This is a genomic window from Aeromonas sp. ZOR0002, assembly GCF_963866995.1.
GTDB classification, from domain to species: Bacteria; Pseudomonadota; Gammaproteobacteria; order Enterobacterales; family Aeromonadaceae; genus Aeromonas; species Aeromonas caviae.
Window position 1 is genome coordinate 50,394 of sequence record NZ_CAWMFQ010000277.1, and the last position, 13,125, is coordinate 63,518.

A 13,125-nucleotide genomic window follows, 5' to 3' on the forward strand; every position below is an offset into this window, starting at 1 on the left:
CCGCTTGCGGGCGGCAATCACGTAAACAGACGCCAGGGAGCGGCAATAGTCCCGCCCCAGACTCTCCCGCCACCAGCCGATCTTGCTCTGCCTGCCCATGAAGGAGAAACCGAACCGCTCGTCGAACATCACCTCGCAGCCGAGCAGTTGCAGCCAGTCGGTCACCCGTGCGGGCGTGAACATGCGGGCAGACCAGGGCAGATGCCGCCGCATGAAGGGCAGATAGTGACCCAGCCCCACCAGGCTGAGCGGGTTGTAACCGCTGACAATGAGCCAGCCATCGTCGGTCAGCACCCGTTCTGCCTCCCGCAGCACCTGATGAGGATCCGGCGAGAAATCGAGGCAGTGAGCCAGCAGGCAGGCATCCACGCTCCCCGATCGCACCGGCAAGGCGAGCGGATCCCCCTGGATGTCCAGCAAGCGTCCGCCGGGGGCGACACCGATTTGATGGCGAATGGTGGAACAGCCGCAGGAGAGTTCGGCGCTCAGGGCACCTATCTTGAGCAAGTGATAGCCAAAGAGGTGGGGGCACCAGTTGTCGAGGCGCTCCTGAAGCTCGGCGGCCACCCAGTCCCCCATGGGCAGTGCGGACCAACTGGTCGGAAGCGCGATCTGTTGTTCGGTACGTGCCAGCTGCATAATGGGACCAACTCGGGGGCGAATGCCATCCAGTTATATAAGATCCCTTCCTTAAAGAGAACACAAGAGACCTCGCCCCATGTATACCGTCATCACAGTTCCCGCCTTCAGCGACAACTACATCTGGTTGATCCGTTATGAAAATCACTGCCTGGTCGTCGATCCGGGCGAGGCCGCTCCCGTGCTGGAACGGCTGGCTGCGCTGGATCTGGTGCTGGATGCCATCCTCCTGACCCATCACCACCGCGATCACGTCGGGGGCGTATCCGAGCTGCTGCAACACTTCCCCCACGCTCGCCTCTATGGTCCCAAGCATGACCCCATGCCGGACCATCACGGCCAGTGGCTCGACGACGGGGATCAGATCAACTGGCATGGCCTGAGTCTGGATGTCCTCCATGTGCCCGGTCATACCCTGGGGCACATCGCCTATTACGGCCAGGGCATGCTGTTTTGTGGCGATACCCTCTTCAGCGCCGGTTGCGGCCGTCTGTTCGAAGGTACCCCGGCACAGATGCACACTTCCCTGCAACGGCTCGCGGCACTGCCCGATGAGACCCTCCTTTATTGTGCCCATGAGTACACCCTCTCCAACCTGCGTTTCGCCCATGCGGTCGAGCCCGACAACCTGGCGATCCAGCGGCAGATCGGCGTGATCAGCAAACTGCGTCAGCAGGGCCTCCCGAGTCTCCCCTCCCGGCTGGGAGATGAGCGGAATTTCAATGTTTTTCTGCGCTGCGAGCAGGACTCGGTAAAATTTTCTGCTGAGAAATACGCCCTTAAATGCTTGGAAAATCCAGAGGATACCTTCGCTGTTCTGCGGGCCTGGAAGGACGTTTTTTGAACAAACCTTGATCAGGGGGGCATTGCCCCTTATGATGCGAGCTGTTTTTCCACAGATGACCTGAGCGAGATGAAGCTACGAACGGCCTTATTGGCAGCGCTGTTTCTCAGCGGCTGTCAAAACCTGAGCCATCAGGATGACCGGGCGGTAACGGCAATCGAGCCGATCAAATCCCCCCAAGTCAGCAAGAAAACGTACAAAAAACACTCTTCGCGGATGCTGTTCGGCGACGAACAGATAGAAGAGCTGGATGACACTGATAACCTGTGGGTGCGTATCAGCGATGATATGCAGCTGGACTCGCACGATAATGCCCGGGTTCGCCAACAGCGTGATTGGTTGTTGCGCAATGATAAGCATATGGCGACCATTGCCAGCCGGGCTGAGCCCTACCTGTATCTGATGGTAGAGGAAATCGAACGGCGTGAGCTGCCAATGGAGCTTATTACCATCCCCATGATCGAGAGCATGTTCGATCCCAATGCCCGCTCCCGCAGCAATGCGGTCGGTCTTTGGCAGTTCGTTCCTGCAACCGGCAAGAATTTCGGCCTGCGCCACGACAACTGGTACGACGGTCGACGCGATGTCCTGGCATCCACCAATGCCGCACTGGATTACCTGGAGTACCTGAACCGGTTCTTCGACGGTGACTGGCTGCAGACCCTGGCCGCTTACAATGCCGGTGAAGGTCGGGTGCGCAACGCCATCACCCGCAACGAGCGGGCTGGTCGTCCGACCGACTACTGGTCGCTGGACCTGCCCCGCGAAACCCGGATGTATGTGCCCAAGATCCTGGCCATGGCCGACATGATCCGCAATGCGGACAAATACAATGTCACCCTGCCGGTGCTGGCCAACAAGCCGCAATTGAGAACCATCAATACCGGTGGCCAGATTGATTTGAACGTGGCCGCCCAGCTGGCTGGCGTTTCCGCCTCCCAGCTCAAGGCGCTCAATCCTGCGCTCAAGCGTGGCATGACCTCGCCGCAGGGCCCTTACAACCTGCTGGTCCCCGTCGAGTACGCCGACACCCTGGAGCTGGCCCTGGCCGATCTGCCCCAGCGTGAACGTACCCGTGGCGTGCGCTCCTATCAGGTCACCAGTGGTGATACCCTGTCACGGATCGCCCAGAATCACGGGGTGACGGTGCAACAGCTCAAGCTGGCCAATAACATGCGTGGCAACAACCTGCGCCGTGGCCAGAGCCTGATCATCCCCAATGGCGGGCGCGCAACCCAGGTTGCCCAGAGCAAGCCGCAGCAGCTCGCCAGCCGCAGTGGTGGCAAGGTGAACTATCAGGTGCGCTCCGGTGACAACCTGTGGAGCATCAGCCAGGCACACGGGGTCACCCACGCCGACCTGGCCAAGTGGAACGGCCTGAACGCCAAGTCGGCCCTCAAGCCTGGCATGAAGCTGGTGGTCTGGCCCAAGCAGGGCAAGAGCAGCAACAAGTCCATGGTCTATCAGGTGCGCCGCGGTGATTCCCTCTCCTCCATCGCAGCCCGCTTCCAGGTCGCCGTCAACGATGTGATGCGCTGGAACCAGCTCGGCAAGAGTGACTATCTCAAGCCAGGTCAGGAGTTGACTCTGTTCGTGAAGAACAACAGCTGATCGCTCGTCGCAATCCAAAAAATACCCCGCTTGATGCGGGGTATTTTTTTGTCTGCATGAACCAGCGGCGACGCCGCTCTCCCCTGAGGGATGACTCAGGGTGTGATGGCCTGGGCCGCAAAGCGCGCCAGAATGGGGTTGTGATCAGAGGCATCGGTAGCCGGTGAACTCACCTCAACAAGATCCAGATTGCGATAGTAGAGGTGATCCAGAGGCCGGCCAAAGGCGGTGCGACGCAGATCAGGTACAGGTATGGCCTCCTGCAGGCCAAGCTCGCCCACCAGCTTGTTCAACCAGAACGCGCGCTTGTCGCTCCAGGTGTTGAAATCGCCACCCAGGATGACCGGCCCCTGGTGGCGATGGATCAACGCAGTCAGATCGTTGAGCTGCTCGCGGAAGGTCGCCATGCCCAGTTCGAAATTGACCGCATGGAGATTCACCACCAGCACGCCGTCAGGATCCCCCTGCAAGGGATAGAGACTGACCAGACCTGACTTGGGGATGCGCAGCAGGGGTTCGGGGGAACGGACGCCACAAACAAACGCCTGCGGCGTTTTCGCCACCGTCATCACGCCAAAGGAGACACCTCCCTGGGTGAAGGCCTGCAACTGCTGCCACTGGAAATCCCCTCTCTGCAGCCAGTCCAGCATCTCGGGCCGGGTCGCCGACTCTTGCAGCAACACCAGATCCTGGGACTTGGCATACTCATCCAGCCCTTCCCGCCAGTTCTTGCGTTGTCCCTTGTAGAGGTTCCAGACGGTGATGCCAAACTCCCTCGGCAAGGCCGTGGAGGCGAGCGCCACCAGAGGTGGTCTGTCACAGCTTGCGCCAGGTATGATACCTGCCGCAGTCACCAGATGATCTTGATCCGGTACCTCGAAGCAACCGACCAGCCCCAACGTCAGCAGGGACGTTCCCAGAATCCGATAACTATTTTTCATTGGCTAACAATCACCTGCCTCTGCAAGACGACATGGCCCTCACACAGGCCACGGTCGCCGACTAGTCTCATTATTCGTGTCCGGCCCGACTCATCCAGAAGGAATTCAACGATGGCGAGACAGCACCAGTACCGCGTGACATTTTACGATCAACAGGGAACCTGTCATCAAGTGGAGCTTTCCACCGTCTATCAAATCAGGCGGGATCCCCAATGTGATCTCTGTCTGTTCGACACCCGGCAGTGCGTGGGGTCGGAAGAGATGCTGGAGCGCATGATACGGCAAAAAACCGGGCTTGAGCAGGAAATATCCATCATCAATGCCCGGCTCATCTGAGCAGACTCAGACCGGGACGGGGCGGGATTTGCCCTGATCGTCGATGGCCACATAGGTGAAGACGCCCTCGGTCACGCAGTACCGCTGGGCTTCGTTCTCCCGCAATACCGGCTTGACCCAGACCTCCAGCTTGAGTCGCATGGAGCTGCGACCAATCTTGAGGCAGCGACCGTAACAGCACACCACGTCACCCACCTTGACCGGGCTGTGGAAGGTCATCCCCTCCACCGAGACGGTACAGATGCGCCCTTTTGCCAGCTCCTTGGCCATGATGCCCCCACCTATATCCATCTGGGACATGATCCACCCGCCGAAGATATCGCCATTGGGGTTGGTATCGGCTGGCATTGCCAGGGTTCTCAGCAACAGCTCCCCATCGGGGTGGCGCTTGGTCTCTTCCATCATTACCGCTCTCTTTATCATGGATGGCGGCATGATAGGGGGCGATCCCCCCCTTGGCAAACCTCAATTGTCCCGGAGCGCGCGCCGTATCTGGTTTGCACGCCAGATGACCGACTCCGGGGCCCGGATGGCGACGACCCGTTCAACCCTTCAAGGCCGCCCCGTCCGCAAACCAGTGGGCCGGATCCGGCCAGCGATAGACGAAACCAAGCTGCTGGCAGATGCGCTGACCTTCGATGGGAGCAAACTCCCCCGTCGGCTCAACGAACTGCGGCGGCACCAGCCCGAGCAGGCGGCTCGCGAAGGGGTAGAGCTGCTCCCGGCGCGGGTGAACGGGGGCACTCAGATTGTAGGCATCCCCATCCTGCCCCCGGGCCAGCATCAGCTCACAGGCGGCCACCACGTCGTCCAGATGCACCAGGTTCACAGCCTGGCCTCCCCCGGCCAGCGTCTTGCCCGCCAGAAAACGGCCGGGGTGACGGTCAGGACCATAGAGTCCGGCCGGGCGCAAGATCATGGCGCAGTCAACATGCCCTTCCAGCACGTCAAGCTCGGCCGCCCGCATCCGCAAGCCTCTGTCATGGGCTGGAGCGGGCGTATCCTCCTCCCCCTGTCCGGCCCCCCAGACCGAAGTCGCGCTGATAAAAAGAACCCTCTGAACACCCGCCTCCCTCGCCTGTCGGCACAGGCTGGCCACGGACGCCGGGTAATCACCGGTCTTGCTGGGGGGCACACAGATCACCAGGTCATGACAGCGAAAAGGCAGTGACCCCATGTCAGGGGTGAGCAACAGCGGCCAGGCAGCAATACTCTCCCCCCGCAGCCGTTCAGCCTTTTCGGCCGTACTGACCGTCACCGCGACAGATTGCCCCTGCTCTTGCAATGCCCTGGCCAGGGGCAAACCCAGCCAGCCGGCGCCCACGATACCCGTCTGATACTCAAATTCGTTCGTCATACCCGGATCCTGACAAAAAAAACGGCCATCCAATGATGACCGTCGAAAGTAACGAAGGAAATAGCCGGATTAACCGGTTACCTCCCACAGCGGGAAAATCGGGAGCGCACGCTCCTAATTCGTGGGCCTATCCTAGTGGCAGCGCGGTCAAAAAGCTTTGAAGCGGATCACAGTTGAAAAGGATTTCTGAAAGCGCTTTCACTGTTTTGCAAAAAAGTCGACCCGCACGGGGCCAACTTCATGACTCAGGCCACAGATTCCCGCCGTACCAGTTCGGCTTCGAATTTGAGCGCCAATCCCTCTACCGGCTTGTGATCCAGCAGCCTCAGGGCCAGCTCAGCGGCACGCTCTCCCATCTCCTCGATGGGGTAACGTACCGTGGTGAGCTTGGGATAGATGTATCGGGCATAGGGGATGTCATCAAAACCGACCACAGAGACCTGCTGGGGGATCTTGTAACCCCGCTCCAGCAGACAGGAGATGGCCCCCGCCACCATGGCATCGTTGAAACCAAGCACAGCGCTGAACTCGACGCCGCGCGCCAGCAGCTCGCTCATGGCCACATAGCCACCTTTTTCATCGGCATAGGCACGGCCGATGAGGGCAGGATCCAGCTCGATACCTGCCCGTTGCAGGGCGAAGCGATAGCCGGCCATCCGCTGCTGACCATCCACAAACTCCTCGTCATCGGAGGTGACGAAGGCAATCTTGCGATGTCCCGCGTCCAGCAGATGCTGGCAAGCCGTGGTGATGCCGGCCTGGTTGTCCAGCCAGACGCAGCGATCCTCGCAGCCTGGCACCTGACGGTTGATGAAGACGATGGGGGTCGTGCCCGACGCCAGCTCGCTGAGCTCTTCGTCAGGCAGCGCCTTGCTGTGCAGGATCAGGGCATCGCACTGGCGCTGCAGCAGCGCCTGGATGGCGTGCCGCTCACGGGTCGCGTCGTGGTTTCCGGACACCACGATGGTGAACTTGTTCGCCTTGTCGACCATGCTTTCGATGCCGCGCATCATCTGGGCGAAGAAGGGGCCGCCACACAGATCCCCCACCAGCACACCGATACAGTTGGAGCGTTTGCTCACCAGGGCCTGGGCGAAGCTGTTTGGACGAAAGCTGAGTTCCTTCATGGCCGCGAGGACAGCCTCGCGCTTCTCGGGCGCCACCTGCGCCGTGTTGTTGATCACTCGAGACACTGTCGAAATGGAGACATTCGCCAGCTGAGACACATCTTTGATCGTTGCCACTCTCGATTCCTTTGTTGGAAAAGCCTGTCAGTGATGATCGGGCATTGTATCGAACCTGACAGACCAAGACGCGGCGCCCGATCACCTGGCAGGTTTCCTTTTGTAACAAAGCTTAAGGGATGATAACCATTCTGGGGCAAGAATGGGAGGCAGCCGCGACAACGACTGCCCCCGAACTCAATAGGCGTGATTCAGCTCGCGTTCCGACATGAAACGCAAGGGCTGCTGCAGCTTGTGTTGATAGATGAGATCGAAAGAGAGCACGTTCTGGACATAGTTGCGCGTCTCCCGATAGGGGATGCTCTCCACCCAGACATCCATCGGCTTGTTGTCGCTCTGCTCGCGCCAGCGCTTGACCCGGCCAGGACCCGCATTGTAGGCCGCCGCCGCCAGGATCCGGTTGCCGTCATACACATCCAGCAGGCGCTTGAGGTAGGCGCTGCCAAGACGAATGTTCATGGCCGGGTCGAACAGTTGCTGCTCGTTGCGATAGGGGACCCCAAGCTTGCCGGCCGTCTCTTTCGCGGTGGCAGGCATCAGCTGCATCAACCCCCTCGCCCCGACCGGTGACTGGGCCAGGGGATAGAGTGCGCTCTCCTGACGGGAGATGGCGTAGAGCAGACTGGTGTTCATGGTGCGCTCTTGTGCCATCTGGGAGAAGGTGCGCTTGAGGGGCAGCGGGAAGCGCAGGTCCAGCGCATCCCAGGCCTCGGCACGGATGCTGGAGAGGATCGCCAGCTCGTGCCAGCCCTGGTTGAGGGCGATGTGGCCAAACTCCAGGCGCTGGGCCACGCTGTTGCGATCCATGTTGTGGATCCACTCAGAGCGGGCCGCCGTGATCTCGTTCATCGCCAGCAGTTCACGCACCCGCAGCAGGAAGGGCCAACGGCGACTGGCACTTTGCCAGTCCGGCACCTTGTGCGCCACGCTCTGGTTCTTCATGCGATAGGGCACACCGGTGCGCTGGGCCGCCATGAAGCCGTAGAAGCCGCGCAGGTTCGCAGTCTCGAGATAGAGGTCCCGCGCCGGTTTCTGCCGCCCCTGTTTCTCCAGCGAGCGCGCCATCCAGTAACGCCAGCGATCCTCTTTTTGCAGCCCCATGGGCATCCGCTTGACCCACCCTTCGAGGCCGCGCCAATCCTGCTCCCAGATGGCAAGACGGGCCCGCAGCTCCACCAGCTCCGGATCCTTGAGCCGCACCAGGGCCGTATCCAGCCAGGCACGCTGGTCAGAAGAGCGGTCCAACAACAGGCGGCGGGCGGCCGCCTTCTCCACCCGATTCACCTCGGCATGGTTCAGGCCGAAGCGACGGGTCATCTCCCCCAGCTGGCGCAGAACCGCGTCGGGCTCCTGATTGGCGTAGCGGGCCAGCCCCAGGGAGAGCAGATGGCGCGACGGGGGCGCCGCCGTGAAGTTGGCCGGATTCATCGCCCGCACGGGTTGGTCATACAGGGCGATCATCTGATCGCCATACCCCTTCATGCCGCTGCCGAGCTGGGCACCGAGGTGGCGAATGAGGTTGGGGTTCTGGGCCTCGAAAGCCAGGTTCATGCGCTCCCAGATCTTCTCCTGAGTACGCAGACCCGCCTGCTGCCAGAGCTGGAACAGGGGATCGCAGGCATCGGGCCTGGATTGACCGCTCAACCAGAGCTTGCCTGCCTCCTGCAGGGCTTCACTCTGGTGCCCCGTGTAGTAGCGGGCCTGATAGTGCTGACAGAGCAGATCGGTGGAGCTTGGCTTGGCCGGATAGAAGCGCAGGAACTGGGACCACTGCTGGCTCTGGGCAAGATAGGTGAGATAGCTGCGCTCGAGCCGGTTGGACTGGGGGGTGTCCCCGTGCTGGCGGATGAAGCGGGTCACATCGTTGTAGTCTGCCGCCCCGGGACGGAACGCAAGCTGGTAGTAATCCAGATAGGGCAACAGCGGATAGTGGATCAGGCGTGCCCGAAGCTGGCTGAATTTGACCTGATCATTGGCACGCACGGCCTCATGGGCCTGGCGATAGAGAGACTGCTCCATGGTCTGCGCGAAGGCAGGAGCCAACAGCCCCGGCATCCAGAGCGCAGACAAGATGATTCCCTGCACGACTTTCACGAATGGCATTCTCCCCTTGAAGACATAACCACCGCCAAAGTGCGGTGGTGACATACCTTCATTCTACCCGCTAAGCACAGGGGCTACGCCACACTATTTTTATCGGTGCAGACGGGGCGATCACCGCGTACCTGGCGGCTGACATAGCGTTCAAGGTAGGGAACAGGAAGCGGCTTGGAGGCGAGGTATCCCTGGAAGAAATGGCAGCCCTGTGCCTGCAGAAACTCCAGTTGCTGGCGGGACTCCACCCCCTCCGCCGTCACGTTGAACCCCATGTGGCGGGCCATGGCGATCACGGCCTCGACGATGGCCATGTTGTCACCATCCTTGGGAATGTCCTGGATGAAAGAGCGGTCGATCTTGAGCTCGTCAGCCGGCAGCCGCTTGAGGTAGCTCAGGGAAGAGTACCCCGCCCCGAAGTCGTCGATGGCAAAGCTGATGCCCAGGGTCTTGAGTTCCGCCATCTTGCTGATGGTGTCTTCCGCATGACCCAGCACCACCGACTCGGTGATCTCCAGGTTGAGGCTGGCGGGATCCATGCCGGTGGCCGCCAGCACGTCGTGAATGCGATCGACAAAGTCGGGAGCATGGAACTGTTTGGCGCTCACGTTGACCGACAGCTGGGGGACGTGGATCCCGCTCTCCTCCCAGGAGACGTACTGGGTACAGGCTTCGTGCAATACCCAGTTGCCGATGTCGACAATGAGATCCGTTTCCTCGGCAATGGGGATGAACTCAGCAGGCGACACCAGGGCACGCCCGGGGGGTTGCCAGCGGATCAGCGCCTCGACACCGATGATCTCCCCCCCCGCCACCATGTGCTGGGGCTGGTAGTGGAGAGTCAGCTCCCCATTGTCGAGGGCACTGCGCAGCTCGTTGTGAATGTGCAGACGCCGGTCGGCCTGCAACTGCATGGAGGCATCAAAGAAGCGCCGGGTCTTGCGGCCCGCCGATTTCGCCTGATACATGGCGGTGTCAGCCTGCTTGAGCAGATCCCCCGCCTCCTGCTCCCGACCGGGGAAGAGGGTGATGCCGACACTGGCGCCGATGTGCAGCACCTGGCCTCTGAAATCATAGGGGGCGGCGATCTCCCCGATGAGCCGCTCCGCGATGAGGTCGGCCTGCATCTCCGCCTGGGGCGGGCTGATGGAGAGCGCTGGCAGCAACAACACGAACTCGTCACCGCCGAGACGGGCCAGACAATCCCCCTGGCGCACCAGCCGCTTGAGACGGCTGGCCACCTCCTTGAGCAGCCAGTCGCCGGTGGCGTGCCCCAGGGAATCATTGATGGTCTTGAAGTGGTCGAGATCGATGAACAGCAGGGCCCCGATGAGGTGACTGCGATTTGCATCGGTGAACGCCTGGGTCAGGGTTTCGTGCAGCTGACGGCGATTGGGCAGGCCGGTCAGCTCGTCATAGAAGGCAAGATCCTGGATGCGGCGCTCCGCCGCCTTGCGCTCGGAAATATCTTCGAAGAAGATGACATAGTGGCTGATCCCCCCCTTTTCATCCTGCACCGGCGTGACGATCTCCCACTGGGGATAGGCGTGACCGTCGGCGTGCAGGCGCAGGGTTTCCCCCTGCCAGCGATCCAGGGCGTTGAGCTCGTAACCCAGCCCTCCCAGCCCCGACCAGAGATCGTTGCCAAGATGCAGACCAATCACCCCCTGGTTGTCAAAGCCGGTGATCTGGCTGAAGGCGTAATTGACCCGCAGGATCTTGAACTCGGGATCCGTGATGATGATCCCTTCGTGAGTTTCAAAGGCCACCGCAGACAGCCGCATCAAGGCATCGCTCTGCAGGCGCTCCAGCTCGGCCACCATGCGCACCGAGAAGATGGTCAGGACGGAGTCCAGATCCGTGGTCCGGGTCTGGCTCGGGAACAGCAGGGCAAGATGACCCAGGATCTGACCGTTGCGATCGAGCAGCGGTTGGGCGTAATAGTGCTGGCCCGGGGGCAGGTCGGGATACCCGGTCAGGGGTTCACTCACGGGGACCGCGCTGGAGGCCCCCTGGCGATAGAGCTGTTGGCAGGGCATGTCACAGAGGGCATACTCCTTGACGTCGATGCCGTGGCTCGCCAGCACCCTGAGCCTGTCGAGACCGACCCGCTCCGTCAGCCAGACGGCTGTGGCTCCCAGGATATGGGCCAGCTCGTTGACCAGGGTCTGGCAAAAATCGAGCCCCGTCTTGGCGGAGAGCGCCTGCGCCAGCTTGGCCAGCAAGGGGGCCTGCAACATGGGAAGCGGCGGTGTCACGCCTGCGGGGGAGTCGGCGCGATCCATCTCGCGATGCATCATTTCGAGGGGGGCAAGCCAGCCACAACAGAGCCCCTGTGCAGGCACATACTGACCGTACCAGAGCGCGTGGTGTACCTTGCCGTCCTCATCGCGCAGGTGACCGATGAACTGGCCAGGCTGGCCGGAATCGTGGAGTCTTGCAAGAAAATCGGCGAAACCCGCTTCATCTTCCCGCTCAAGTTGGGTGGCCCAGGGGTGGGTTCCCTCCCCTGCCCAGGGTTCACAAGAGACATGATCAGACAGGCTCCATTGCCCATGCTGCCGATCATAAAACCACATCATCTGGGTGGCTTGCTGCTTCATCTACGACTCCAACCACTACAACCACGTTATCCACCCCGACTCCTGCAGAAAAGCATATCCGTTTGCGCGCATATCTCCACCGGCGCATGGCAATGATTTTGCGATGCGATGAGGCGATGTGGGTGGAGAAAATTCGAGACTATGCGGCAAAAACCAAACATCGGGTCGACACAAGGCGCTGCCGAGGGGGGACAGAAACGATCCTATTTGCTGATACTGCCTGCCTGTTTCACTGAGCTCAAGCGGTTTTTGGCATGAAACGGGAAAAGCTCACAATTTATGGACAGCGGGATTCCCAAGGGGATTTTTCGTGACGCAGATCACATTTTGATTTGGCGACATGGGTAATCTGGAGGTGAAGACACAAGCAAGACGACCCGAAGGGGGCCATTATGAAAATCGAAATGACCAGTAAAATCATCGACATCACCCCAGCCATCCGCGAGCGCATTGAATCCCGTTTTGAAAAGCTCGAGCGTCTTCAGGTGCCTCTTATCACACCCCATGTGATCATCTCCAAAGAGCGTTTGATGTATATCGTCGAAGCCACTATCGGCATTCCCAACGGCAAACTGTTTGCGCAGGCAGAGCACGAGGATCTCTATGCCGCCATCACGGACCTGGGCCAGAAGCTGGAACGCCAGCTCAACCGTCACACGGAAAAACCCATCGCCCGTCGTGCCGCCGGCAAGGAAGTGCCCCAACCGGACGAAGCAGACGCCTGACAAGGTTCACCACTCATAAAGCAAAAGGCGGGTCATCCCGCCTTTTTGCATTCTACCGTGCCGTCACCCCAGCCAGCGCAGCCTGGCATCCACCCCTTGCGCAAGCTCATCGAGCAGCGGCAGCATCATCAGTGGAGCCTCCTCCCTGGGGTCAGCGCCCATAGGTCGGGCCTGCCATCGCTCACGACCCAGTGCCGAGAGGTTGTCGTACACCGCGGGATCCAGCGCGGGCGTTCGGCTCACCAGTGGCGGGGAGCGCAGCGCCAGCCAGAGTCTCACATCCGTCATGCACCCGCCCTGTTGCAGACGCTCGTTGAGGCTGGTGGCATCGCTCTCTTCCACCCCGCCTTGCAGGGACGCCCGGGGCATCAGACCGAAACGGGAGCGCCAATCCAGCTCACCCGACGCAGGCTTGGGCGGGGCATCAAACCAGGGCTGCTCTTCCACCGCATCAGTCAGCAGCGCCAGATGCAGCCTGAAGTCGGCACGGTCCCCCGCACGGAGATCCTGGTTGAGCCGTTGGCCCAACTGGGCCTCATCCACGAGCAAGCGGTCACGAATCGCACTGGGCAGCATGAGATAAATCTTGGAAATGAAGGTTTCATTGCTTATCGGCCATCAACCCGATCCTTTAAGCATTAAAAATCCCGGCAGAGGGGTTCACAAGCGCGACAGATCTGTTAGTATGCGCCTCGCACTTGGGGAGGGGTTCCCGAGCGGCCAAAGGGATC

Annotated in this window: 13 protein-coding genes; 4 read left to right on the top strand and 9 right to left on the bottom strand. The window is 60.7% G+C overall.

From position 1 onward, the window contains the following. Positions 1-639: class I SAM-dependent methyltransferase (locus tag AACR77_RS15220; RefSeq protein WP_042882596.1), on the bottom strand; the 639-nt coding region annotated here is incomplete at its 3' end. Positions 640-718: 79 nt separating this feature from the next. Here AACR77_RS15220 and gloB point away from each other — a divergent pair. Then, a complete protein-coding gene (gene gloB, locus AACR77_RS15225) occupies positions 719-1,483 on the top strand; it encodes a hydroxyacylglutathione hydrolase (protein ID WP_042882598.1) in 765 nt (254 codons plus the stop codon). Positions 1,484-1,570: 87 nt separating this feature from the next. On the opposite strand, the gene AACR77_RS15230 is transcribed toward gloB, so the two are convergent. Beyond that, positions 1,571-1,843, bottom strand: a complete 273-nt coding sequence (locus AACR77_RS15230; protein WP_010674135.1) for a hypothetical protein — start codon at positions 1,841-1,843, stop codon at positions 1,571-1,573. Between AACR77_RS15230 and AACR77_RS15235 the strand changes: the two genes are divergently transcribed. Continuing rightward, positions 1,844-3,094, top strand: a complete 1,251-nt coding sequence (locus tag AACR77_RS15235) for a LysM peptidoglycan-binding domain-containing protein (protein WP_010674134.1) — start codon at positions 1,844-1,846, stop codon at positions 3,092-3,094. Positions 3,095-3,189: 95 nt separating this feature from the next. Here AACR77_RS15235 and AACR77_RS15240 read toward each other — a convergent pair whose 3' ends face one another. Continuing rightward, positions 3,190-4,035, bottom strand: a complete 846-nt coding sequence (locus AACR77_RS15240) for an endonuclease/exonuclease/phosphatase family protein (RefSeq protein ID WP_042882599.1) — start codon at positions 4,033-4,035, stop codon at positions 3,190-3,192. 111 nt (positions 4,036-4,146) lie between these two features. Between AACR77_RS15240 and AACR77_RS15245 the strand changes: the two genes are divergently transcribed. Further along, positions 4,147-4,371 carry a hypothetical protein gene (locus AACR77_RS15245; RefSeq protein ID WP_010674132.1) on the top strand — a complete coding sequence of 75 codons (225 nt, stop codon included), beginning with the start codon at positions 4,147-4,149 and terminating at the stop codon, positions 4,369-4,371. 6 nt (positions 4,372-4,377) lie between these two features. On the opposite strand, the gene yciA is transcribed toward AACR77_RS15245, so the two are convergent. The 5 genes from yciA to AACR77_RS15270 form a co-directional block, all read right to left on the bottom strand. After that, positions 4,378-4,776: an acyl-CoA thioester hydrolase YciA gene (yciA, locus tag AACR77_RS15250; RefSeq protein WP_029314261.1), complete on the bottom strand. Its 399-nt coding sequence runs from the start codon at positions 4,774-4,776 to the stop codon at positions 4,378-4,380. 139 nt (positions 4,777-4,915) lie between these two features. Beyond that, complete coding sequence (locus AACR77_RS15255; protein ID WP_042882601.1) at positions 4,916-5,728, bottom strand: NAD-dependent epimerase/dehydratase family protein; 813 nt, start codon at positions 5,726-5,728, stop codon at positions 4,916-4,918. Between the two features lie 245 nt (positions 5,729-5,973). Beyond that, on the bottom strand, positions 5,974-6,972 hold the full coding sequence (locus AACR77_RS15260) for a LacI family DNA-binding transcriptional regulator (protein ID WP_039038828.1): 999 nt from the start codon (positions 6,970-6,972) through the stop codon (positions 5,974-5,976). A gap of 177 nt (positions 6,973-7,149) precedes the next feature. Beyond that, positions 7,150-9,066 carry a transglycosylase SLT domain-containing protein gene (locus tag AACR77_RS15265; RefSeq protein WP_042882612.1) on the bottom strand — a complete coding sequence of 639 codons (1,917 nt, stop codon included), beginning with the start codon at positions 9,064-9,066 and terminating at the stop codon, positions 7,150-7,152. Between the two features lie 83 nt (positions 9,067-9,149). Beyond that, the gene (locus AACR77_RS15270; protein ID WP_042882603.1) at positions 9,150-11,669 is read right to left on the bottom strand and encodes a putative bifunctional diguanylate cyclase/phosphodiesterase; all 2,520 of its coding nucleotides are present in this window, start codon (positions 11,667-11,669) and stop codon (positions 9,150-9,152) included. A gap of 392 nt (positions 11,670-12,061) precedes the next feature. On the opposite strand from AACR77_RS15270, the gene hpf reads away from it, so the two are divergent. Next, positions 12,062-12,394: a ribosome hibernation-promoting factor, HPF/YfiA family gene (hpf, locus tag AACR77_RS15275; protein ID WP_010674126.1), complete on the top strand. Its 333-nt coding sequence runs from the start codon at positions 12,062-12,064 to the stop codon at positions 12,392-12,394. A gap of 63 nt (positions 12,395-12,457) precedes the next feature. On the opposite strand, the gene AACR77_RS15280 is transcribed toward hpf, so the two are convergent. Continuing rightward, positions 12,458-12,970, bottom strand: a complete 513-nt coding sequence (locus AACR77_RS15280; protein ID WP_041215524.1) for a VC2046/SO_2500 family protein — start codon at positions 12,968-12,970, stop codon at positions 12,458-12,460. Between the last annotated feature and the right edge of the window lie 155 nt (positions 12,971-13,125).

Coding starts and splice junctions, on each gene's coding strand:
- gloB (WP_042882598.1), top strand. CDS start 719: ATGTATACCGTCATCACAGTTCCCGCCTTCAGCGACAACTACATCTGG.
- AACR77_RS15230 (WP_010674135.1), bottom strand. CDS start 1,843: ATGCTTATCATTGCGCAACAACCAATCACGCTGTTGGCGAACCCGGGC.
- AACR77_RS15235 (WP_010674134.1), top strand. CDS start 1,844: ATGGCGACCATTGCCAGCCGGGCTGAGCCCTACCTGTATCTGATGGTA.
- AACR77_RS15240 (WP_042882599.1), bottom strand. CDS start 4,035: ATGAAAAATAGTTATCGGATTCTGGGAACGTCCCTGCTGACGTTGGGG.
- AACR77_RS15245 (WP_010674132.1), top strand. CDS start 4,147: ATGGCGAGACAGCACCAGTACCGCGTGACATTTTACGATCAACAGGGA.
- yciA (WP_029314261.1), bottom strand. CDS start 4,776: ATGATGGAAGAGACCAAGCGCCACCCCGATGGGGAGCTGTTGCTGAGA.
- AACR77_RS15255 (WP_042882601.1), bottom strand. CDS start 5,728: ATGACGAACGAATTTGAGTATCAGACGGGTATCGTGGGCGCCGGCTGG.
- AACR77_RS15270 (WP_042882603.1), bottom strand. CDS start 11,669: ATGAAGCAGCAAGCCACCCAGATGATGTGGTTTTATGATCGGCAGCAT.
- hpf (WP_010674126.1), top strand. CDS start 12,062: ATGAAAATCGAAATGACCAGTAAAATCATCGACATCACCCCAGCCATC.
- AACR77_RS15280 (WP_041215524.1), bottom strand. CDS start 12,970: ATGCTGCCCAGTGCGATTCGTGACCGCTTGCTCGTGGATGAGGCCCAG.